The 23,145-nt window shown below is 65.9% G+C and carries 18 protein-coding genes and 1 tRNA gene; 14 read left to right on the top strand and 5 right to left on the bottom strand.

The features are described from left to right. The first annotated feature begins 82 nt into the window (after window positions 1-82). From AC3ITW_RS15740 to AC3ITW_RS15730, 3 genes are read left to right on the top strand one after another with little or no spacing between them, the layout of a single operon-like run. Window positions 83-5,455 carry a DNA repair ATPase gene (locus AC3ITW_RS15740; protein ID WP_489389709.1) on the top strand — a complete coding sequence of 1,791 codons (5,373 nt, stop codon included), beginning with the start codon at window positions 83-85 and terminating at the stop codon, window positions 5,453-5,455. After that, window positions 5,452-6,159 carry a hypothetical protein gene (locus tag AC3ITW_RS15735; protein ID WP_006381261.1) on the top strand — a complete coding sequence of 236 codons (708 nt, stop codon included), beginning with the start codon at window positions 5,452-5,454 and terminating at the stop codon, window positions 6,157-6,159. Before AC3ITW_RS15740 ends, AC3ITW_RS15735 begins: the two co-directional genes overlap by 4 nt. A gap of 43 nt (window positions 6,160-6,202) precedes the next feature. Continuing rightward, window positions 6,203-7,312 carry a toxic anion resistance protein gene (locus AC3ITW_RS15730; protein ID WP_012511721.1) on the top strand — a complete coding sequence of 370 codons (1,110 nt, stop codon included), beginning with the start codon at window positions 6,203-6,205 and terminating at the stop codon, window positions 7,310-7,312. Between the two features lie 77 nt (window positions 7,313-7,389). On the opposite strand, the gene AC3ITW_RS15725 is transcribed toward AC3ITW_RS15730, so the two are convergent. Next, window positions 7,390-8,277 (bottom strand): LysR family transcriptional regulator, encoded by an 888-nt coding sequence (locus tag AC3ITW_RS15725; protein WP_100435055.1) that lies wholly within the window; start codon window positions 8,275-8,277, stop codon window positions 7,390-7,392. A gap of 97 nt (window positions 8,278-8,374) precedes the next feature. Between AC3ITW_RS15725 and trpB the strand changes: the two genes are divergently transcribed. From trpB to glmM, 5 genes are all read left to right on the top strand, one after another. Further along, window positions 8,375-9,592, top strand: a complete 1,218-nt coding sequence (gene trpB / locus AC3ITW_RS15720) for a tryptophan synthase subunit beta (RefSeq protein WP_006381255.1) — start codon at window positions 8,375-8,377, stop codon at window positions 9,590-9,592. Next, window positions 9,589-10,269, top strand: coding sequence for a hypothetical protein (locus AC3ITW_RS15715; protein ID WP_012511718.1), 681 nt, complete (start codon window positions 9,589-9,591; stop codon window positions 10,267-10,269). The genes trpB and AC3ITW_RS15715 overlap by 4 nt, the downstream gene beginning before the upstream one ends. 1 nt (window position 10,270) lies before the next feature. Continuing rightward, window positions 10,271-11,080 carry a tryptophan synthase subunit alpha gene (gene trpA / locus AC3ITW_RS15710; protein ID WP_065724336.1) on the top strand — a complete coding sequence of 270 codons (810 nt, stop codon included), beginning with the start codon at window positions 10,271-10,273 and terminating at the stop codon, window positions 11,078-11,080. Window positions 11,081-11,299: 219 nt separating this feature from the next. Next, complete coding sequence (accD, locus tag AC3ITW_RS15705; protein ID WP_100435054.1) at window positions 11,300-12,175, top strand: acetyl-CoA carboxylase, carboxyltransferase subunit beta; 876 nt, start codon at window positions 11,300-11,302, stop codon at window positions 12,173-12,175. After that, the gene (glmM, locus tag AC3ITW_RS15700; RefSeq protein WP_065724335.1) at window positions 12,175-13,536 is read left to right on the top strand and encodes a phosphoglucosamine mutase; all 1,362 of its coding nucleotides are present in this window, start codon (window positions 12,175-12,177) and stop codon (window positions 13,534-13,536) included. The genes accD and glmM overlap by 1 nt, the downstream gene beginning before the upstream one ends. A 220-nt stretch (window positions 13,537-13,756) precedes the next feature. Here glmM and galE read toward each other — a convergent pair whose 3' ends face one another. The 4 genes from galE to AC3ITW_RS15680 form a co-directional block, all read right to left on the bottom strand. Beyond that, entirely contained in the window at window positions 13,757-14,779 is a 1,023-nt protein-coding gene (galE, locus tag AC3ITW_RS15695; protein ID WP_012511716.1) for a UDP-glucose 4-epimerase GalE, read from the bottom strand. Between the two features lie 68 nt (window positions 14,780-14,847). After that, window positions 14,848-15,705, bottom strand: coding sequence for a polysaccharide deacetylase family protein (locus tag AC3ITW_RS15690; RefSeq protein ID WP_006381146.1), 858 nt, complete (start codon window positions 15,703-15,705; stop codon window positions 14,848-14,850). After that, complete coding sequence (locus AC3ITW_RS15685) at window positions 15,698-16,843, bottom strand: glycosyltransferase family 4 protein (RefSeq protein ID WP_489389708.1); 1,146 nt, start codon at window positions 16,841-16,843, stop codon at window positions 15,698-15,700. The genes AC3ITW_RS15690 and AC3ITW_RS15685 overlap by 8 nt, the downstream gene beginning before the upstream one ends. 18 nt (window positions 16,844-16,861) lie before the next feature. Continuing rightward, entirely contained in the window at window positions 16,862-18,739 is a 1,878-nt protein-coding gene (locus AC3ITW_RS15680; protein WP_012511714.1) for a DUF3413 domain-containing protein, read from the bottom strand. A 202-nt stretch (window positions 18,740-18,941) separates the two neighbouring features. Between AC3ITW_RS15680 and AC3ITW_RS15675 the strand changes: the two genes are divergently transcribed. From AC3ITW_RS15675 to AC3ITW_RS15650, 6 genes are all read left to right on the top strand, one after another. Next, on the top strand, window positions 18,942-19,877 hold the full coding sequence (locus tag AC3ITW_RS15675; RefSeq protein ID WP_012511713.1) for an isopenicillin N synthase family dioxygenase: 936 nt from the start codon (window positions 18,942-18,944) through the stop codon (window positions 19,875-19,877). Window positions 19,878-20,743: 866 nt separating this feature from the next. After that, on the top strand, window positions 20,744-21,499 hold the full coding sequence (tpiA, locus tag AC3ITW_RS15670; RefSeq protein ID WP_012511712.1) for a triose-phosphate isomerase: 756 nt from the start codon (window positions 20,744-20,746) through the stop codon (window positions 21,497-21,499). Between the two features lie 31 nt (window positions 21,500-21,530). Next, window positions 21,531-21,968, top strand: a complete 438-nt coding sequence (gene secG, locus AC3ITW_RS15665) for a preprotein translocase subunit SecG (RefSeq protein ID WP_012511711.1) — start codon at window positions 21,531-21,533, stop codon at window positions 21,966-21,968. Between the two features lie 51 nt (window positions 21,969-22,019). Further along, a tRNA-Leu gene (locus AC3ITW_RS15660) sits at window positions 22,020-22,104 on the top strand. Window positions 22,105-22,215: 111 nt separating this feature from the next. Beyond that, window positions 22,216-22,572, top strand: coding sequence for an NADH-quinone oxidoreductase subunit A (locus AC3ITW_RS15655; RefSeq protein ID WP_008265012.1), 357 nt, complete (start codon window positions 22,216-22,218; stop codon window positions 22,570-22,572). Then, the gene (locus AC3ITW_RS15650; RefSeq protein ID WP_005410463.1) at window positions 22,563-23,117 is read left to right on the top strand and encodes a NuoB/complex I 20 kDa subunit family protein; all 555 of its coding nucleotides are present in this window, start codon (window positions 22,563-22,565) and stop codon (window positions 23,115-23,117) included. Before AC3ITW_RS15655 ends, AC3ITW_RS15650 begins: the two co-directional genes overlap by 10 nt. The last annotated feature ends 28 nt before the right edge of the window (window positions 23,118-23,145 follow it).

Below are 23,145 nucleotides of genomic sequence, written 5' to 3'. Positions count from 1 at the left end.
ACCGGGCGATGGCCGGTCTGGCCATCGCCCGCCCGTGCCGGCCGCACATGCGGCCATTCGCCCGTGAGCTGGAAGCCTGCTGATGTCTGAAACCCACCCGTCCGCCGAAACCACCGCGCCGGAGGCCGGCGGCAGCACCGTCGACCAGGCCGTCGCCCAGGGCGGTGCCTATGAAGTCCTGCGCCGCCGCCTGGCCGAACAGGGCCAGCGCCTGCAGACCCTGGCTGAAACACTGAACCGCCAGCGCCTGGCCGAGTTCGGCGACAGCCGCCTGGAAGTGGCCGGGCGCTTCCGCATCCGCAGCGAGAACAACTGTGTCGGCCGCGACATCGTCCAGGTTGGACCGGACCGCCTGCTGTTCGGCTACAACGTGTTCATCGGGCTGAAGACCCAGACCCGCATCGAGGATGTGTTCGGCCTGTACCGCCTGGTGCAGGGCAGTGACGGCTACGACGTCGCCGCGCTGGAGCTGAAGGGCAGCTTCCTCGATCAGCCGGGTTTCGTGCACGACTTCAACGAGCTTTACGCCTACTACAAACATGCACGCCTGCTGCAGCTGATCGTGGTCGGTGACAAGCTGCTGGCTTCGTTCCAGATCGGCGAGCGCAGCAGCGATGTGCGCGTGTTCCGCTGGGCGCTGTCGCGCGATGGAGAACTGACCTATCTGGACGCACGCGGTGAGCGTGACATCGCGCTACCGCCACCATTTGATTTCGAATGGACCAAGGCCACCCGCGACCTTGCGGTCAGTGGCCGCCATTCGCACCTGAACATCCTCGACACCCTGTTCGTCGAGACCACCGGTGGTGACCTTACGATCAAGGTCGAGAACAACACCGAGACCGGGCAGGGCATCTACAGCGAACCGGTGGAAGACAGCACGCAGTCGCTGGATGACGCCCAGTTCGAGTTCGCCCGGGTCGGCTCGCTGGTGTTGTTGAAGGTGCTGCCGTACCGCGAGACGGAGTGGCGCGGCCTGATCTACAACACGCTGACCGGCGACATCGTGCGCAACGATGCAATCGTGCAGGCCTGCGTGCAGCTGCCTGAAGACCATGGCGTGATCTTCCCGGGTGGGTATTACCTGCAGGGCGGCGAGCACAAGGCGTTCGACGCCTCGATGGCCGGCATGCAGTTCAAGCGAAGCATCCGCTCCCCCAATGGCGAAGATGTGCTCTACATCTTCTACGAGCGTGAAGGCGGTCGCTCCGCACTGTTTGTCTACAACACCATCCAGCGCGTGCTGCAGAATCCGGTGTTCGGCCATGGCTACGCCTTCCTGCAGGACGGGCGCATGGTGCTGTTCCATGCAGAAGGCAACGAACCGACCCGCATCCATCCGATGCAGGTCTGGCAGACCCCGTTCAGCAGCGACGAGTTCGCTGCCAGCCGCCCATCCGGCAATACCTTCATGGGCCGCATCGGCAACGCCGAACTGGTGCGCGGCATCTCCAACCTGTTCAACCTCGCGCGCGAGATTGATGGCCAGGATGTGTCGGTACAGCGCTACCAGCGCCTGGTGGCCGATACCCGGCGCCTGTTCGATGCCCACCACTGGCTGGGTGACCAGGCCTGCGATGGTGCCGAGACGCTGCTGCGACAGATCAGCGCCACCGGCGAATCGGTTCTGGACGAATACGAGAAAGTGCAGTCGATCCGCCAGCAGTCGTCGCAGGCGATGGTCGAGGCGGAGGCTGCGCACAAGGCCCTGCTGGGCCGTTTGCAGCCGCAGAACTGGAACGAGGTGCAGGCGTTCGTCGAGGCGCTCAATGCGGTCACCGCACTGCGCGGACGGTTGCTGACCATCCGCGAGCTGCGTTACATCGACACCGTTCGCATCGACGCAATGACGGCCGAGCTGGTGGATGCGCAGGACCATGTGGGTGCCGCCACCGGTGGCTTCCTCGCCGGCGAAGCTGCACTGGCACCGCTGGTCGAGCGCCTGCAGGTCCTGGATGAAGCGGCGCAGCAGGCACAGAGTGCGCGCCAGCTGGATGAGCAGCTGGATGGACTGCGCGGCATGGCCACCGACCTGGACATGCTGTCCGAGCTGATGGCCGGCTTGAAGGTGGACGACGCTACCGCCCGTACCCGCGTGGTCGAGTCGATCTCCGTGCTGTATGGCCGCCTCAACCAGGCCCGCGCGCGTGCTGATCAACGCCGCAGGTCGCTCGGTTCAGCCGAGGCCGTGGCACAGTTCGCCGCGCAGTTCGCGCTGTTCTCGCAGTCGATCACCAGTGCGCTGGCCCTGGCCACGGACCCGGAGCGTGCCGACGAACAGCTGTCGCGCCTGCTGGTACAGCTGGAGGAGCTGGAAAGCCAGTTCGGTGAGCACGAACAGTTCCTCGGCGACATTCTCAGCAAGCGCGAGGAGCTGGTCGAGGCCTTCGATACGCACAAGCAGGCGCTGCTTGATGACCGCCAGCGCAAGGCGCGCTCGGTTCTGGATGCGGCCAACCGCATCCTTGACGGCCTGGCCAAGCGAACGGAGCGCTTCGCCACCGCCGATGAGCTCAATGCCTTCTTTGCCGGCGATCCGTTGATCCTCAAACTGCGTGAACTGGCCGAGCGCCTGCGTGCCCTGCACGACAACGTCAAGGCTGACGATATCGAGGCGCGCCTGAAGGGCGTACGCGACCAGGCCGTGCGCCAGCTGCGTGATCGCAGTGATCTGTACGAAGCCGGTGGCAATGTGGTGCGGCTGGGGCCACGGCATCGATTCAGTGTCAACACCCAGGCACTGGATCTGACCCTGTTGCCGCGCGGTGACACTCTGGCCATTCACCTGACCGGTACCGACTTCCTGGAGACCCTGCACGATCCGGAGCTTGATGCACTGAAGCCGTTCTGGCCGGTGACCCTGGATTCTGAATCGGCCACGTTGTATCGCGGCGAGTATCTGGCCGGGTGCCTGTTGCTGGCCGCGCAGGAAGGTCGCGACGGCCTCGATCTGGCCACGCTGCAGCACGAGGTTGCCAACCCCGAACTGCTGGACCAGCGTGTGCGTGGATTTGCCGCGCCGCGCTACCGCGCAGGCTACGAGCGTGGCATCCATGATCACGATGCCGCGCTGATCCTGCGCGCGCTGCTGCCATTGCAGCAGGCCGCGGGCAGCCTGAGACACGCGCCGCAGGTGCGCGCGCTGGCGCTGCTGTTCTGGGCGGCCGAGCAACGCAGTGAGGGCGTGGCGCAGTGGCCGGCGCGCCAGGCCGGTGCCGAAGCGCTGGCACGCCTGTTTGGTTCCGATGAAGGGCGGCAGGCATTGCGGGCGGAGATGGCCGAGGCGATTGTGGCCTACGCGCACTCCCACGCGTTGCCGTTCGATGCCGCTGCTGCCGATGCGTCAGCGGCCTACCTCGGCGAGGAGCTGGCTGGCGGCGATCCGGTGTTCAACAGCAGCCGCCACGCGTTGGCTTTGCTGGAGGGGCTTGCACAGCAGCTGGAGCAGGCCGGGCAACGCGAGGTGGTCGAGCGCGCGCTGCAACGCAGCCAGGATCCATTGGCTACGCGCTGGGCGTTGGCCGGGCAGTGGCTGCGTGCACTGGCGGGTACTCCGGCGTACGCCATGCACGCCGGCTATGTCGATGAGGCGGCGGCACTGCTGCTGGTGCAGCGACAGCTGCGCACCCGCGCCAGCGACGCCGCGTTGCGGGTGGAGGTCAACGGACTTCTCGGCGAGCACGCGCGCATCGGCAATGGCACGCTTGCGTTGTCGCTGGATGATTTCCTGGCACGCCTGCAGCAGCATCTGCGCAAGTTCGTGCCCGCCTTCCATGCCTACCAGGCCGTGCGCCAGGGCATCATCGGCCGCGAGCGTGAGACCCTGCGCCTGTCCGAGTTCAAGGCGCGGCCGTTGTCCTCGTTCGTGCGCAACAAGCTGATCAACGATGTCTATCTCGGCGTGATCGGCGACAACCTGGCCAAGCAGATGGGTACTGTCGGCGAGAACAAGCGCAGTGACCTGATGGGCCTGCTGATGATGATCTCGCCGCCGGGCTACGGCAAAACCACGCTGATGGAGTACGTCGCGCATCGCCTCGGCCTGGTTTTCATGAAGATCAATGGCCCGGCGCTAGGCCATGAGGTGCGTTCGCTGGATCCGGAACAGGCCCCTGATGCCACCTCGCGGCAGGAGCTGCAGAAGCTCAACCTGGCGCTGGAGATGGGCAACAACACCATGCTGTATGTCGACGACATCCAGCACACCCATCCAGAGTTCCTGCAGAAATTCATTTCGCTGTGCGATGGCACCCGTCGCATCGAAGGCGTGTGGCGCGGGAAGACACGTACCTACGACATGCGCGGCAAGAAATTCTGCGTGGTGATGGCCGGCAATCCGTACACCGAGTCCGGTGAAGTGTTCAAGATTCCGGACATGCTGGCCAACCGCGCCGACATCTACAACCTTGGCGATGTGCTCGGCGGCATGGAAGCGGCATTTACCCTCAGCTACATCGAGAACAGCCTGACCTCCAACCCGGTGCTGGCACCACTGGCCACGCGGGAGATGTCCGATCTGTACCTGCTGGTCGACCGGGCGATGGGCAAGGACGTCTCCACCAATGGCCTCAGTCACGCCTACAGCAGTGCCGAGATCAACGAGATCACCGCCACCCTGCAGCGCATGCTGCGCGTGCGCGACGTGGTGTACCGGGTCAACCAGCAATACATCGTGAGTGCCGCGCAGGACGACCGCTACCGCACCGAACCACCGTTCCGCCTGCAGGGCAGCTACCGCAACATGAACAAGCTGGCCGAGAAGATCTCGCCGGTGATGAACGAGGACGAGCTGCAGCAGCTGATTTCCGACCACTACCTGGGCGAAGCGCAGCTGCTGACCACCGGTGCCGAAGAGAACCTGCTCAAGCTGGCGGAACTGCGTGATGTACTGAGCGCGGAACAGGCCCAGCGCTGGGCGCAGATCAAGCGCGATTTCCTGCGCAACAAGGCGATGGGCGCGGGCGACGGTGATGTTGGCGGCCGTGTCGTGGCCCAGCTTGCCGACATTGCCAGTGCCCTGCAGCTGCCGCCGCCGGTGCCCGAGGTTGTCGCAGCGCCAGAGCCGGCGCCTTGGCCGGCATTGCTGGCGGCGCTGCAGCAGTTGGCGCAGGCGCAGCAGGCCCGCCAGCCGGTGTTGGCAACGCCAGCGCCTGTTGCAACGCCGTTGGCCGAGGACCTGCAGGCCGGGCTGGCCCCGCTGCTGCAGTTGCTGGTTGCCTCGCAGGAACAGCAGGCGCAGGTTTCGCAGACATTGGCGGCGTTTGCCGGCTGGGCGCGGCAGCAGCTGGCATCCGGCGTGGCCACGGCCGACGTGCGCCCGCGTCCGCGCGTGCGGCGTGCTGCCACACCGGAAGAGCGTGCGCTCGATGAAGCCTTGATGCGCCACTTCTATGGTGAGTCATTGCCACCGGAAACCACCGACGGCGATATGCCGCGGCCGCCTCCGCTGCCATGACCGCGTCACGCCCCCTGCCTGCGCCCGTGCTGCCGCCATCGGCGGACATCGCAACGCTGTCGAGCTACGGTGCACCATTGCTGCAGGCGATCGGCGTGCATCACGCCGCCGAGGCACAGACGGCAGGGCAGGGCCTGGTCGATGCGCTGGCGCGTATCGCATTGGCGTTGCAGGCAACCGACCCGCGCGCCCTGCGCCGACGCGAAGGCTGGTGGGGGCGCCTGCTGGGCCGCGACGTTGTCCGCCAGGCCGAAGCGCAGGCGTTGCAGGCGCAGCTGGGCGTGTTGGCGCTGCAGGCCCGGGAACAGGCGCAGGCAGTGCGCGTGCAGGGCGAGCAGCGGCGTGAAGCGATCATCGACGCGGATGCTGCGGCGCTGGCCCTGCAGGCCTGGGGCGAGCATGCAGGCGCGCTGCTGCCACAGCTGCCTGTCGGTGCACAGGCGGCATTGGCCTCGCGCATCGACCACCTGCAGCGGTTGGCCGCGCTGCACCGTATCGACGCCGGGCAGTGGCGGTTGCTGCAGGCCCAGGACGAGGCGTTGCTGGAACGGTTCGCACGCATCCACGATGTGCTGCTGCCGGCGTGGCGACAGGCCACGTTGAACCGACAGCTCCAGGCGCAGTCGGCACAGGTGGCGACGGCGGCTGCGCTGCAGGTACAGATCCATGACGAAGTGGCTGCCGCTCAGGCTAGACTGCGCTGAGCCGGCCGCCGCTGCCGCTTTTCCACTGCAAGGACACCGCCCGATGACCCAGGACAGCCAGACCCCCGGAACCCTCGTGCCTGCCACGACGACCGCCGCCGAGATTGACGACAGCACCCTGAAGGCCCTGGGCCTGGTGCGCGACGACCTGCCGCGCATCGCCGAGATCGGCCGCGAACTGGAGGACCTGCGCCCAGGCAACCTGCAGGTGTTCGGGCGCGAGGCGGCTGCCCGGACCACGGCGTTCTCCAGTCAGCTGTTGGATCAGGTGCGCAATCGTGACCTGGATGCCAACGGCGAAAAGCTGGGTGAAGTAGTGCGCATCGCCCGTGAACTGAAACTTGATGGCTTCTCCCAGCGCTCGAAAGTGCCGCTGATCGGTGGCCTGATCGATCGCCTGCGTTCGTCCAAGGGCGAGCTGGTGCAGAAGTTCAGCGATACCAATGCGCAGATCGAGCAGCTGCTCGGCGACGTCGGCGCGCAGCAGGCGCTGATGGGCAAGCGGGTCACTGATTTCGACCGCATGCACGACATCGTCCGCGAAGAACGTCATGCGCTGGGACTGTATGCCGCCGCCGGCAAGCAGCGCCTGGCCCAGCTGCAGTCCGAGCAGTTGCTGGGGCAGGGCAGCGAAGATCCGCAGCAACGTATTCGCCAGAGTGAGATCGACAATGCGATCCGCCTGATCGAGAAGCGCGTGTCCGACCTGCAGCTGATGCAGCACGCGGCCGACCAATCGTTGCCGATGATCCGCCTGATCCAGGCCAACGCACTGCAGCTGATCGAGAAATTCAACACCGTCCGCGACATCACCATCCCCTCGTGGAAGCGCCAGTTCGCGATCCAGTTGTCGCTGGGCGAGCAGAAGAATGCCGCCGAGCTGGCCAACGCCATCGACGATGCGACCAACGAACTGATGCGCCGCAATGCCGACCTGTTGCGCCAGGCCTCGGTGGATACCGCACGCAGCAACCAGCGTGGGGTGATCGACGTGGCCACGCTGCGCCATGTGCATGATCAGCTGATCGCGACAGTGGAAGAAGTACGCAGCATCCATCGTGAGGGGATGCAGCAGCGGCAGCAGGCGGAAGTGGAGCTGTCGCGCCTGCGCGAGGACCTGCAGCAGCGGCTGGCCGCTCCCACCGCACCCTGAAGTGGAAAAAGGGGACGGAGGGGATTAAGTCGTATACGCCACATACGACTTGATTTCCTCCGTCCCCTTTCTCGTTGTCAACGAAGTTGCTGACCCAGCCAGTCGGCCAGCGCATCCACGCGCGCATCGGCCGGGCCATCCGGTCGCGCCAGCACCCAGAAGCCACCGGTGGCGGCAAACCCCCACGGCGCGACCAGCCGGCCCGCCGCCAGATCCTCCGCGACCAACGGCTCGGGCGCGATCGCAGGGCCCAGCCCGGCTACGGCCGCCTCAAGCAGGTAGTACAGGTGCTCGAAGGCGGTGCCCAGCTGCAGTCTGGACGTCTCCAGACCATGCGCCTGCGCCCAGGCTGGCCACGCTTGTGGCCGTGAGCTGGTGTGCAGCAGTGTCTCCTGCAGTAGTGCAGACGGCGGCACGTGGCGCAGGCGCAGTGCCGCAGGATGCGAGGGGGCCACCACCACGCCGACCCGTTCCGGTGCCAGTTCGCGCACCTGCCAACCGCGTGGCCACGGTCCCTGCGCAAGCAGCAGCACCGCATCCAGTGCCGCCTGCGCATCGGTGAAGCTGCCGTCCAGCGCCGACCATTGCAGGCGCACGCCGGGCAGGGCGGCCTGCAGCGTGGGCAGGCGCGGGATCATCCAGCGCGCGAGCACGCTGCCACTGCAACCCAGCACCAGCGCCGGAGAAGCTGCCGGCCGTCGCAGCTCGCGCACGCAATCCTCGATGCCAGTGAAGGCGTCACTGCACGCAGCCTGCAGGCGAGTGCCCGCGGCGGTCAGGCGCAGGCCACGACCGGCCCGCTGGAACAGGGCCAGGCCCAGATGGTCCTCGAGCAGCTTCAGCTGCCGGCTGACCGCGCCGTGGGTGACATGCAGGTCCTGTGCGGCGCGCCCAACGCCGCCAAGCCGGGCAGTGGCTTCGAACGCACGCAGCGCATTGAGGGGCGGCAGCAGGGAGCGGTTCATGTGAGATTTCCTGACGATATGCGCCAGATAATATCCATTTTCCGGTCACGACCCGTGCGCTAGAGTATCCACCTGTCTCGAACCAGCGGTCGCTTCCATGTCTGCCTCCCCCATTGCCGACTACCACGCCTTCCCGGATGCCCAGGGCCACTTCGGCCGCTACGGCGGCAGCTTCGTCGCCGAAACCCTGGTCGGCCCGCTGCAGGAACTGGCGCAGGCCTATGACCAGGCCCGCCAGGACCCCGAATTCCAGCTGGCCTATGACCGCGACCTGGCCCATTACGTGGGCCGGCCGAGCCCGATCTACCACGCCCAGCGCCTGAGCGACCATGTCGGCGGTGCGCAGATCCTGCTCAAGCGCGAGGACCTGAACCACACCGGCGCGCATAAGATCAACAACACCATCGGCCAGGCCCTGCTGGCCGCGCGGATGGGCAAGAAGCGCATCATCGCCGAGACAGGCGCCGGCCAGCATGGCGTGGCCAGTGCCACCGTCGCCGCACGCCTGGGCCTGGAATGCGTGGTGTACATGGGCGCCACCGACATCGAGCGGCAGAAGATCAACGTCTACCGCATGAAGCTGCTGGGCGCGACGGTGGTGCCGGTCACCTCCGGCTCGGCCACCCTGAAGGACGCGCTCAACGAAGCGATGCGCGACTGGGTGACCAACGTGCAGGACACCTTCTACATCATCGGTACGGTGGCCGGCCCGGATCCGTACCCGCGCATGGTGCGTGACTTCAACGCCATCGTCGGCCGCGAAGCGCGTGAGCAGATGCTGGCCGAATACGGTCGCCTGCCCGATGCGATCACCGCCTGCGTTGGCGGCGGCAGCAATGCGATCGGCCTGTTCCATGCCTTCCTCAACGATCGTCAGGTCGAGATCGTCGGTGCCGAAGCCGCCGGTGATGGCATCCATACCGGCCGCCATGCGGCCTCGATTGCTGCCGGTCGCCCGGGCGTACTGCATGGCAACCGCACCTACGTGCTGTGCGATGACGATGGCCAGATCATCGAGACTCATTCGGTGTCGGCCGGCCTGGACTACCCGGGCGTCGGCCCGGAGCACGCGTTCCTGGCCGACAGCGGCCGCGCGCGTTACCTCGGCATCACCGATGAGGAGGCCCTGCAGGCCTTCCATCTGCTGGCGCACACCGAGGGCATCCTGCCGGCGCTGGAATCCAGCCACGCGCTGGCGCAGGCGATGAAGCTGGCGCGTGAGCGACCGCGTGACCAGATCGTGCTGTGCAATCTGTCCGGCCGTGGCGACAAGGACGTGCATACCATCGCCGCGCGCGAAGGCCTGGTGCTGTGAGCGCGCGGCTGCGAAGCAGCGGTGTGCTTCTGCTGGCCTTGGGCCTGGCGGCATGCCAGCCGCCGGAACCGCCGGTGCTGGCACCGGCGGCCAAGGCCACCACGCAACCGGTGCAGCAACCGGCGGCCAATGATGACCTCGACCCGATGGCGCGCACGCCGATCGACGATCCGCCCTCCACGGAAGAGACCAACAGCGATGACGCGCCGGCGGTGGTCTCGGTGGCGCTGGACCATGCCGGCGAGGTGCTGATCGGGCAGCACATGACCGATCTGAAGGCATTCGGGCCGTGGACGGCACAAGGGGCGGTCGAGGCCATTGGCGGAAGCTGCGAGTACTACGACGGCAAGGGGCTGCCGCCCGGCGTGTCGATGATGACCGACGAAGATCGTGTGGTCCGCTTCGACCTCGGCCTGGATCCGGAGAGCGGGGCGCCGACCCAGCAGCCGGGCCCGTTCGGCCTGCGTGTCGGCATGACCCGTGCCCAGGCGGTTGCCCGGTTTCCGAAGCCGCCTGTGTCCAGCCCGCATGCCTACGATGGCGAGCAGGGCGAATACCTGACCTGGCAGGACCCGGGCTCGGCCCTTGGCATCCGCGTGGAACTGTTTGAAGGGAGGGTCATCCAGATGTACTGGGGGACCAGCGATGCGATTGAACTGATTGAAGGATGTGCCTGAGATGCCTGTTTCCCGACTCGATGCCTGTTTCCAGCGCCTGCGCGCGCAGCAGCGCAAGGCGCTGATCCCTTTCATCACCGCCGGCGATCCCTCGCTGGAGGCGACCGTGCCGGTGATGCATGCACTGGTCGGCGCCGGTGCCGATGTGATTGAGCTGGGCGTGCCGTTCTCCGACCCGATGGCCGACGGCCCAACCATCCAGCGCAGCTCCGAGCGCGCGCTGGCACGCGGTGCTGGCAGCCGTTACGTGCTGCAGGCGGTGGCGCAGTTCCGCGAGCGCGACGCGCAGACCCCGGTGGTACTGATGGGCTACCTGAACCCGGTGGAGATCCATGGCTACGCAGCATTTGCCAGCGCCGCCGTGGACGCTGGCGTCGATGGCGTGCTGCTGGTCGACCTGCCGCCGGAAGAAGCCGGTGAGGCGCAGCAGGCCTTCGATGCAGCCGGCCTGGCGCTGGTGCTGCTGGCCTCGCCGACCACCAGCGAGGCACGTGCCGACAAGCTGTTGGCATTGGCGCGTGGTTACCTTTACTACGTCAGCTTCGCCGGCGTCACCGGTGCCTCCGAGCGACTGGACAGCGATGCCGCAAGCGCTCGGCTGCAGGCCCTCCGCGCGCGCGCCACGGTGCCGGTGGTGGCAGGCTTCGGCATCAAGGATGCAGCCAGTGCCGCGGCCATGGCCCGCCAGGCCGATGGCGTGGTGGTCGGCAGCGCGCTGGTCGCTGCCCTGGCTGAGGCGGGCTCGGTAGAACAGGCCGCGCAGCGTGCCGCTGCCTTCCTGGCCCCGCTGCGGCAGGCGCTGGACCAGTAGCGGTAGCGCCGGGCCATGCCCGGCGGTGCGGGGCGCAAGGGTATCCGCCGGGCATGGCCCGGCGCTACCCGCACGGCGTTGCCGCGCTAAACGTACGTCCCAGCATGGTTTTTTCCGGCCTTCCGCCGGTCGCACAGGGGGTGCACGGGCAGGGAAAGCGGAGCTAGACTGTCCGCCTTTGCGGCCCTTGGGCCGCCCTGAACGGAAGTGTCCTCCCGCATGAGTTGGCTCAGCAAGTTGATGCCGTCCGGCATCCGCACCGACAACACCCCCAGCAAGAAGCGCAGTGTCCCCGAGGGCCTGTGGGAAAAGTGCAGCAACTGCGGCAGCGCGTTGTACCGGCCGGAACTGGAAGAGAACCTGGAGGTCTGCCCGAAGTGCGGCCACCACATGGCGATCCGTGCACGTGCGCGCCTGGCGACGTTGTTCGACGCCGACAGCACCACCGAGATCGCTGCGCGCCTGGGCCCGACCGACCTGCTCAAGTTCAAGGACCAGAAGAAGTACAGCGAGCGCATCAAGATCGCGCAGAAGAACACCGGTGAGTACGACGCGCTGATCGCCATGCGCGGCCTGCTCAAGGGCCGTGCGCTGGTGGCCTCGTCGTTCGACTTCGCCTTCATGGGCGGCTCGATGGGTTCGGTGGTGGGTGAGCGTTTCTCGCTGGCTGCCGAAACCGCAGTCGAGATCGGCGCTCCTTATGTGTGCTTCTCGCAGAGTGGCGGGGCGCGTATGCAGGAAGGCCTGTTCTCGCTGATGCAGATGGCCAAGACCTCGGCGGCGCTGGGCAAGCTGCGTGAAGCCGGCCTGCCGTTCATTTCGGTGCTGACCCACCCGACCACCGGTGGCGTGTCGGCATCGTTTGCGATGCTGGGCGATATCAACATCGCCGAGCCGCAGGCACTGATCGGTTTCGCCGGCCCGCGCGTGATCGAACAGACCGTGCGTGAAAAGCTGCCGGAAGGCTTCCAGCGTTCGGAGTTCCTGCTCGAGCACGGCGCCATCGACCAGATCTGCGACCGCCGTGAAATGCGTGACCGTCTCGCCGACCTGCTGGCGATGCTGGGCCGTCAGCCGGCGCCGGAGGTGGCCTGATGGGAGGCCGCAAGTACTTCGGTACTGATGGCATCCGTGGGCGGGTCGGCCAGGGCGTGATCTCGGCCGACTTCGTGTTGCGTCTGGGCAACGCCCTGGGCCGGGTGCTGGTGGCCCAGCGTGGCCAGGATGGGCGCCGGCCGATCGTGATCATCGGCAAGGACACCCGCATTTCCGGCTACATGTTCGAAGCGGCGCTGGAGGCCGGACTGGTCGCTGCCGGCGCAGACGTGCAGTTGCTGGGCCCGATGCCGACCCCGGCCGTGGCCTTCCTGACCCGCACGCTGGGCGTGGATGCCGGCATCGTCATCAGTGCTTCGCACAATCCGCACTACGACAACGGCATCAAGTTCTTCTCCGCCCAGGGCGAGAAGCTCGACGATGCCACCGAACTGGCGCTGGAAGCGGCACTGGATGTGCCGTTCACCACTGCTGAATCGGAGAAGCTGGGCAAGGCCTCGCGCGCACGTGAGGCGGTTGGCCGCTACATCGAATTCTGCAAGGCCAGCGTGCCGCGTGCATTCGACCTGCGTGGCGTGCGCCTGGTCCTGGACTGTGCGCATGGGGCCACCTACCAGATCGCACCGCTGCTGTTCCGTGAGCTGGGTGCGGAAGTGATCGGTATCGGTGCTGAACCCAACGGCGTCAACATCAACGCCGGCGTCGGTTCCACCCACATCGACAACCTGGCAGCCAAGGTCCGCGAGACCCGCGCCGATCTCGGCATCGCCTTCGATGGCGATGGCGACCGCGTGCTGATGGCCGACGACCAGGGCAATCCAGTCGACGGTGATGATCTGCTGTACATCCTGGCGCGTGCGTGGAAGGACGAAGGTCGCCTGCGCGGTCCGGTGGTCGGTACGCTGATGAGCAACTACGGTGTGGAGAAGGCCTTCGCCGATCTGCAGATTCCGTTCCTGCGCAGCAACGTCGGTGACCGCTACGTGCACCAGGCGCTGACCGAAGGTGGTGGCGTGCTCGGCGGTGAAGCGTCGGGGCACCTGCTGTGCCTGGATCGGGCCACCACCGGCGATGGCATCGTCAGTGCCCTGCAGGTGCTGGTAGCGCTGCGCAACAACGGCCAGACCCTGCGCCAGGCGCTGAAGGGGCTGGTGCGGGTGCCGCAGAAGACGGTCAACGTGCGGCTGGGCAATGTCTCGGCCAAGGCCACGGTGCAGGCTGAAAGTGTGCAGTCCGCGCTTGCCGACGCGCAGCATGCGGTGGCCGGTCGTGGTCGTGCGTTCCTGCGTCCGTCCGGTACCGAACCGGTGGTGCGGGTCACGGTCGAGGCCGATGACGCGACACTGATGCAGGAGACGCTCGATCGCCTGTCTGCCGCGGTGCGCGAAGCCGCCGCCTGAGTCTGGTGACGGGGTAACCTGGAACCTCGATAGGAGCCGAAGTGCGCGTATTGGGATCACCCGCGGATGTAGCGTCCAAGCGATCCGGGCAATGCGCGGCCGGCCTCCCGTGACGAGTAGCGGCAATACCCGCGGTGAGATCGTGCAGAGCGGGCCCAGGCGTCTCTTTTGACCGGTGGTACCTGCCTGCGTCACGGCGCAGGCAGGCACAGCGGTTCGTTCATCGGGATGTCGTTGGCGCTTGGGCCGGCATTTCTCTCTGCCACTTCCATGTGTCACGACACATATCGGCCAACGTGTGCCGGGCCTTCCAGCCCAGCTCGCGCAGTGCCAGCGAGGCGTCGGCGAAGCTGACGGCGATGTCACCATTGCGTCGCGGAACGATGCGGAACGGAATCCGAATTCCGGTGGTGTGCTCGAAGGCCTGGATCAGCTCCAGCACGCTGTGACCCTGGCCGGTACCGAGGTTGAGTGTGATGCTGCGCCGTTCGTCGCGCAGGAACTGCAGGGCCAGTACATGGGCGTTGGCTACATCCTGGACGTGGATGTAGTCGCGTACACCGGTGCCGTCGTGGGTCGGATAGTCATCACCGAAGACCTGGACTTCCGGCAGCAGCCCGGCGGCAACCTGCGCGATGTAGGGCATCAGGTTGCTCGGCGTGCCGTGCGGCAGCTCGCCGATCAATGCAGTGTCATGGGCGCCGACCGGGTTGAAGTAGCGAAGCGTCGCCACGTGCAGGTCCGGGCCCGTGGCGATCAGGTCGGCAAGCAGCTGCTCCACCACCAGCTTGGTACGCCCATAGGGCGTCATTGCACAGGTTGAAGCGGATTCGGCCACCGGGCAGTGCTCCTGGTTGCCGTACACAGTGGCGGAGGAGCTGAAGACCAGCAACGCCACCCCCGAATCCTGCATTGCACCGAGCAGGGCAATGGTGCCGCTGATGTTGCTGTCGAAGTACTGCAGGGGCACCTTCTGCGATTCGCCCACGGATTTGAGCGCCGCAAAATGCAGCACAGCATCGATCGCATGCTGCCGCATCAGGGTGGCCATACGCGGTCGATCACGGATGTCCGTCTGCACGAACACCGGCGCCGTACCGGTGATCTGTCCGATACGCTCGACGACGCTGGCGTCGCTGTTGCACAGCGAATCCACGATGACCACGCGATGCCCCTGCTGCTGCAGCTCGACGCATGCATGTGAGCCGATGTAGCCAGCGCCGCCGGTCACCAGAATGTTCATTGCCTTCACTGTTCCTTGGAATCCATTCGAGAATCGGGTGCTGATGAACACCGGGATGGAACCGCCGTTTACGGGCCCGGCACCATCTTCTTCTGCCGCGCCTTGAAACTGTTGAAGATCGGTGCAATCAGCGGGTTGTAACTCCAGGCGATGCGCTTGCGCAGCCAGCTGGCCGGGCGGTTGCGGATCGCAAAGCGGTAGATGCGCTCTGGATCTCCACCAACCACGTTGCGGCCAAATGGATGGGTGGTGTGCAGATAGCGGAAGCCCTGTTCGCGCGCCACCTCGATGTAGTCATCGTCGAAGTCGCCATAAGGCCAGCACAGCGTGTCGGAGACCTCGCCGAGCTTCTCGAGCAGCGTTTGCTTGGCCATCGCCAGATCGCCACTGATGCCTTCCCGGCGTTGTGCGCGATCCAGATCATCACGCTTCAGCCAGCGGGTGTGGCTGTGGGTATGGCAGTGGACCTCGAACGTGCCGGCCTCGATCGCGGCGCGTGCTTCGCTCCAGCGCATCATCACTTCGTCGCTGCGGCCCTGCTTGTAGATCAGGTCTTCGCAGGCACGATGCTCCGGCGTAGCCGGCAGCTGGGCGCCTTCGATGCCTGCGTGCGGGCGCGCCGGACCTTCATGCATCCAGCCGGTGACCACGAATACCACCGCATGCATGCCGTACTTCTGCAGGATCGGATGGGCATAGACCCAGTTGTCCAGATAGCCGTCGTCGAACGTGATCACGATCGACTTGCGCGGTACCGGTTTGCCGGCGAGGAAGCCGGCGTACTGGTCCAGCGTCAATGACGTCCAGCCGGTACGTGCAAGCCACGCGATCTGGCTCTCGAAGTTCTCCGGGGATACGGTGATCATGCCAGGTGAGTTGCTGACATGGTGGTGCATCAGCACCGGTACGGTTCGGGCGTTAGCCATGACCCAGCTCCTTCAACCATTGCAGGTAATAATTCTCGGTCGCCTCGCCATGACCGGCCGTGCTGAAGCGCGAGGTGGTGCGGATCCAGTCCCAGCCGGCACGGCCCATCTGTCGTCGACGCTCCTGATCCTCCACCAGCAACCGCAACGCGCCGGTGAGGGCCGCTTCATCGCCCAGCCGGGTGAGGATGGCATTGCTGCCTTCCACCAGCATTTCAGGCACGCCGCCAACGCGGTGCGAGACGATTGGCAGTGCTGCCTGCGCGGCTTCCAGGAAAACTGTTCCCGAAGCTTCCTTGTGGGTCGCCAGGGCGAAGATGTCGAAGCCCGCCATCAGTCGATGAGCCTCGCTGCGGAAGCCGAGCAGATGCACCTGCTGCTCCAGGCCGAGTTCGCTGCGCAGGGCCAGCAGCCGGCCCATTACTGGCTCTCCGTCTCCGACCACGGCCAGGTGCAGATCGGGGTTGGCCTTGCACAAAGGCGCAATGGCGCGCAGCAGTTCGGCATGGCCCTTGGGTTCGCGCAGCACGGCCACGCAGCCAATCACGATGTCATGCTCGGCGAAACCGAGTTCAGCACGCACGTGCGCGCGGGTCTCCTGCAGTCTCGTCCAGGGATCGCTCTGCTCGGAGGCGTCCCAGCGTGGCGGCGTCGCCATCGGCGGCACGATGCCAATATGCTCGGCAGCGATGCCGCGGTCGACCAGCAACCGCTTGACGAAGTCGCTGACGGTGATGATCCGGTGGGGAAGCCTGGTATACGTCAGCAGCGAGTTGACCGGGCTCATCAGATGGCGCGAGCGCACCACGAGCGGGGTTCCACCCAGGCGTGCGCCGGCGGCGGCGATCAGTGCATCGCGGCGGCTGGTGGTATTGACCACGTCGTAGCGCTCGCGGCGCACCAGTCGTGATACCGACCAGATGCCACGCAGCAGTCGGGCCAGGCCACCCATGCGCAGGGTGTGTACGGTGAATCCATCATCACGTGCCAGCTGGGCCAGGCGTGCATCGGGCTGACACAGCAGGGATACCTCATGGCCGCGCGCACGCATCACCTGCATGTGGCGGAAGATGTAGATTTCCTGCCCACCCATGCCCTTGGCGGCCTCGGTATGCAGGATGCGCAGCGGGCGTTTCATGGAAACCATCCTCTGTGGTCAGCGGTTGCGGAAGCGGGTCAGCGCTTCCCATGCGGTACGGACGGCGGTGGCATCCGGGGCCTGCTGCGGCAGCGCGCGGTACTGCAGATCCAGAGCGGTTGCGTTGCCGAACTTGTCGAACACATAGATGGCGTTGCCATGGCGGACAGCGCGTTGCGACCAGCTTTCCACCACCAGTGCACGTTCGCCGCTGGGCTCGGCCAACAGATCCTGGCCGGTGCTGAAGTCGGTCAGCGCGTTCTCGCAGCCCAGCGCGTGGCGCATCAACGTCGGGACCCAGTCCTCATGCGAACTGGTGCGGGATTCGCGCGCGCTGCCCCGGCCCGGCCAGTGCAGCACGAACGGCACCTGCAACTGGTAATCCGAGAAGTTGCCGTTGTGGCCCCAGTAATTCAGTGCGAGGTCGTTGAATTCCTCGGCGTGGTCGCCGGTGACCAGCACGATGGTGTCCTGATCCAGGCCCTGTGCGCGCAAGTCGTCCAGCAACGTGCCCACCAGGCTGTCGGCGTAGTGCACGGCGGTGCGGTAGCGGTTCAGCTCGGGGGTCGGGTCATGCTCGGGGCCGAACTTGAGGAAGTCGATTTCGCCGGCCATTGGCGTGGCCAGAGCCGGGTACCCGGCAGGCATGTGGTACGGCGCGTGGGTGGAATCGAGGAATACGAAGCCGAACCACGGCTTGTGCGCGGCCTGGCTGGTGCGGATGTCCTGCTGCAGCGAGGCGACGATGGCACGGTCGCGTCCCTCCGAACCCAGCTCGGAGGGCCCCTGATGCAGTTGGTTGCGTACGTCGGCGAACGCGGTGCGGTCGAATTCGGGGCTGTACAGCGGCGCGCTGCCATACAGGTGCAGGTCGTAGCCCTGCTGCCCCAGCACCTGGAACAACTGCGAGCCGCGCTGCTCGTCCAGCATGCTCTGCCAGTAACCACCAGGGAGGCCGTACAACAGGCCGAACAGACCGTAACGGGTGGCGTTGCCGGTGCTGAAGTGGCGGTCATACACGCGCGCGGACTGAGCCAGCGCCGAGGTATTCGGCATGACCTCCGCCGTCAGTGCATCGTGGCGCAGCGATTCCAGCACCACCATCAGCACGTTGGGGCGGTGCGGATTCTGGCAGCGCAACGGCTGCAGCGGATACAGCAACTGGGCATGGCGCGGATCGGGCAGCCCAACCTGCGGTTCGCTGACCACGCCCAGCCTGCGCATGAAGCTCTTGGCCGTGATGGGCTGGGCCCAGGGCAGGTAATTCCACTGGGCGATCACGTCACGGTCGCCACGTGCATCGTAGTAGGCAGTGGCGACCTGGCCGCCGGCCATCAGCAGGACGACCACCGCCCAGGCCTGCAGCACCCGGCGCCGACGCGGCGCCGCTGGCAGCAGCTTCCAGCACGCCCAGGCCAGCAGGCCCTCAGCGGTAAAGATCGCCGACACCAACAGGCCGATCTGCAGCCAGGTCTTCCAGGACAATGCGACCTGGTCCTGCAGTGCTCCCCCGAATACCATGTTCACCACCATGGCATTGAGGTGGAAGCGATACAGCGTGAATACCTTGGCATCGACCAGCAGCAGGCACAGCCACAGGCCCTGCAGCAGCACTGCGCTGATGCTCAACGTGCGTGCACTGCGCGTCCACAGGCCCAGCAGCAGTGGCAGCAGGCCGGCGAGGGCGCCGAAGGCCAGCAGATGGCCGGGCAGGGCGATCGCAAGGTAGGCCAGGCCCTGGCCTCCGCCGGGATTCCCGCGTAGCGGCACGTTGCCGAGCGTGATGACTGCCGCCAGGATCGCATTGCCGGTGACGAACAGCGACCACCAGGCCAGCCCACGCCAGCGGCGGGCGGTGTCTACAGGGCGGGTGGTTTTGGCTGGAGCAGTGGGCATCGTGCGGACGTGTTCAGGTGGGCGGGCCGCGCGCGACACCAACGTGACGGAATCGTTAAATACGCGCGGGCCGCGCATTGTATCGGTTTGTTTCCTTGTATCGAGTGTATCGAGTCGCGTTCGCCGGGCGATCTGTCACAATGTTCAGGCGGGGCATGAATGCGCAGGCCCCTCCAGACCCAACGACAAGCCAGGAACCGCTGTGAGCCAGATCCCCACCCTCGACATCACCCGTTTCGACAGCGACCGCGAAGCCTTCGTGGCCGAGCTGGGCGCGGCCTACCGCCAATGGGGATTCGCGGGCATCCGCAACCACGGCATCCCGCAGGCCGACATCGACGCGGCCTACGGTGCCTTCAAGGCCTTCTTCGCCCTGCCGGATGAGGTCAAGCGCAAGTACCACGTGGCCGGCAGCGGCGGCGCCCGCGGCTACACCCCGTTCGGTGTTGAAACCGCCAAGGGTTCCAAGCACTTCGACCTGAAGGAGTTCTGGCACATCGGCCGCGAGATCGCCGACGACTCCAAGTACCGCGACGTGATGGCGCCGAACCTGTGGCCGACCGAGGTCGAGGGCTTCCGTGAGCGTGGCTACGGCCTGTACCAGGCGCTGGATAACCTGGGTTCGCGCGTGCTTTCGGCGCTGGCCCTGCACATCGGCTTGCCGGAGAATTTCTTTGCCGACAAGACCAACTTCGGCAACTCGATCCTGCGTCCGATCCATTACCCGCCGATCACCACCGACGATATCCCGAACGTGCGTGCGGGCGCTCATGGCGACATCAACTTCATCACCCTGCTGGTCGGCGCCAGCGCCGCCGGCCTCGAAGTGCAGTCGCACGATGGCGAGTGGGTGCCGTTCACCTCGGACGCGGACACCATCGTGGTCAACATCGGCGACATGCTGCAGCGCCTGACCAACCATGTGTATCCGTCGACCATTCACCGCGTGGTCAACCCCCCGGGTGAGCTGGCGCGCCAGCCGCGTTACTCGGTGCCGTTCTTCCTGCACCCGAACCCGGACTTCCTGATCGACGTGCTGCCGTCGTGCATCACCCCGGACAATCCGAGCCGGTACCCGGAAGCGATCACCGCCCACGGCTTCCTTGAAGAACGCCTGCGCGAGATCAAGCTGAAGTAATGAAGAAGCCGCCGAAAGGCGGCTTTTTCATTACGGGTAGCGCCGGGCCATGCCCGGCGAGCGCAGCGGAGGGTGTTCGGCAGGGCTGCGCCCTGCACCCGCAGAGGCCAAAGGCCAAAGCCAAAGCCAAAAGCGGCTCTGGGTTTCTGCGTGGGGAGGCGGGGCGGTGTCGGATGGCGGGGACGCCGTAAACCCATCCCTGGGGGCTTGGCCGCGGCATCCATGCCGCGGACACCCCGCCATCCGACACCTCCCTGCCTTCGACAGATTCCCGGTGACGGTGGGTGCGGGTGGCTCCTGGTAGGTGTCGACCTTGGTCGACACATCTGTCAGATCGAAGTGGGGTAGGGGGGGCAACCGGCAGCAACCGGAATGCAGCTTTTGCCTTTGCTCTTGCTCTTCTTTTTCTTTCCGTGGCGGGCGGAACCGCCGGAATGTGTCAGAGGCCGGGCGGGTGGGGCTGCGCAGGGGCGTGAGCCGCATGGGCCCGAGGCATGCCTCGGGCGGGTTGGGCAGGACGCCCAACCCCGGTCTTGCCGTGTGCGCAGGACAGCGCACACGAGCAAGCGGCGACCGAGCTTACATGGGTGAGGGCGCTTTGCTTGCGAAGCACTGCTTCGCAAGCGCCCGAACGCACAGCCGCCAGCGGCTGGGCCGGGCCCCGGAGGGGGACTTGCAGCGACCCCTGCGCAGTCCCACCCGCCCGGCCAAGCCCCAAATCCAACCGGGCTCTCCGCGACCAACCCAACCCCCGCCACGAGGGGCTGCGCCGTTGGCTGAAACTCCATGTAACCGCTTACAAAGAAACGAATTTTTGCCGCAGCGGGTATCATGACCGGCTGATTTCACACAGGAGCCACCCGCTCATGCGCCGCAAGATCGTCGCCGGAAACTGGAAGCTGCATGGCAGCCGTCAATTCGCCAATGAACTGCTGGGGCAGGTGGCCGCCGGGCTGCCGCTGGAGGGGGTGGACGTGGTGATCCTGCCGCCGCTGCCGTACCTGGGGGAGCTGGTCGAGGACTTCGGCGACACCGGCCTTGCTTTTGGCGCGCAGGACGTGAGCAGCAACGAGAAGGGGGCCTATACCGGCGAGGTCTGCGCGGCGATGCTGGTCGAGGTCGGTGCCCGCTACGGCCTGGTCGGTCATTCCGAGCGCCGCCAGTACCATCATGAAAGCAGCGAGCTGGTCGCCCGCAAGTTCGCCGCCGCCCAGCATGCCGGCCTGGTGCCGGTGCTGTGCGTGGGCGAGACCCTGGAGCAGCGCGAGGCCGGGCAGACCAATGTGGTCATCGCCAGCCAGCTGGCGCCGGTGCTGGAGCTGGTCGGTGCGGCCGGTTTCGCCAAGGCCGTGGTTGCCTACGAGCCGGTCTGGGCCATCGGTACCGGCCGCACCGCGACCAAGGAGCAGGCACAGCAGGTGCACGCGTTCATTCGTGGCGAAGTCGCGCGTATCGATGCTAGAATTGCTGATTCACTGCCCATTGTTTACGGCGGTAGCGTGAAGCCCGACAATGCCGGGGAACTGTTCGCGCAGCCGGATGTCGATGGTGGGCTGGTCGGTGGCGCCTCCCTGGTGGCCGCGGACTTCCTGGCCATCGCACGGGCGGCGGCCGCGAACTAATCCTAGAAGTATTGTCCGAGGGCGGTTTTCAATGCTGATGTTGATCCTCAATGTCGTCTACGTGCTGGTCGCTGTGGCCATGATCGCGCTGATCCTGATGCAGCGTGGTTCGGGTGCGGCGGCGGGTTCGGGCTTTGGCGCCGGTGCCTCGGGTACGGTGTTCGGTGCGCGCGGCGCTTCGAACTTCCTGTCCAAGTCGACCAAGTGGCTGGCAGTCGTGTTCTTCGGCATCAGCCTCTTCATGGCCTGGTATGCCGGTCACGGCACCCGCCCGGCGGCCGAGCAGGATCTGGGCCTGATGTCCGCCCCGGCGGTGACCGCTCCGGCGGCCCCTGCGGGCGAATTGCCGGCCGTTCCGAAGGCCGATGCGGTCCCGGCCGCCCCGGTTCCGGCCGCAACTGTGCCGGCTCAGGCGGAATCTTCGGTTTCTGGTGAAGAAAAGGCTTCGGAAGGCTCCCAGAAACACTGAAGCCGGTTACAATACGCGGCGCATCGGGAAGATAGTCTGATGTGATCGTTTGCCCAGGTGGCGGAATTGGTAGACGCACTACCTTGAGGTGGTAGCGACTTAGGTCGTAGGGGTTCGAGTCCCCTCTTGGGCACCATTTGTAAGTAAAGCGGGTTCGTCTGGCGCGCAAGGCGCCAGGCAGATTTCCGTCCACTCCCCCATGCCAAAGCGCCTGCAGGCGCAGCGGCAGAGGCAAGAGAGAATCGCTGTGCTGGCCGAATATTTGCCGTCTCTGCTGTTTCTGATCGTTGCCACCGGTATCGGCATTACGCTGATGCTGGTTGGCCGATTCCTCGGTCCCCGCCGCCCCGATCTGGAAAAGCTGTCGCCGTACGAGTGCGGCTTCGAAGCCTTCGAAGACGCGCGCATGAAGTTCGACGTGCGCTACTACCTGATCGCGATCCAGTTCATCGTCTTCGACCTGGAAATCATCTTCATCGTGCCGTGGACCCAGGTCTTCATGGAGCTGGGCGCGCGTTCGCTCATCACCATGGGCCTGTTTGTCGGCATGCTGTTCCTCGGTTTCATTTACGTCTGGAAGAAGGGAGCGCTGGAATGGGAGTGATTCAGACTCTCGATGGCCTCATGAACAATCCGACGCCGGAAGGCCGGGTTGATGACATCCTGCGGCCGGAAGGCGACAACCCGCTGCTGGAAAAGGGCTTCGTCACCACCAGCGTCGACGCACTGCTGAACTGGGCGCGTACCGGCTCGATGTGGCCGATGACCTTCGGCCTGGCCTGCTGTGCGGTCGAGATGATGCATGCCGGTGCCGCGCGCCTGGACCTTGACCGCTACGGCGTGGTGTTCCGCCCGTCGCCGCGTCAGTCCGACGTGATGATCGTGGCCGGTACCCTGGTCAACAAGATGGCCCCGGCGCTGCGCAAGGTCTATGACCAGATGCCGGACCCGAAGTGGGTCATCTCGATGGGCAGCTGCGCCAACGGCGGTGGTTACTACCACTATTCCTATTCTGTGGTGCGCGGCTGTGATCGCGTGGTGCCGGTGGACGTCTATGTCCCAGGCTGCCCGCCGACCGCCGAGGCGCTGGTGTACGGGATCCTGCAGCTGCAGAAGAAGATCTGGCGTACACAGACCATCGCCCGCTGACCCCTTCACCTGACAAGAGCGCGCCAAG

Source organism: Stenotrophomonas sp. KH_052, assembly GCF_057838755.1.
The sequence above is the reverse complement of the archived record's forward strand: the minus strand, read 5'-3'. Positions and strand labels throughout refer to the sequence as shown.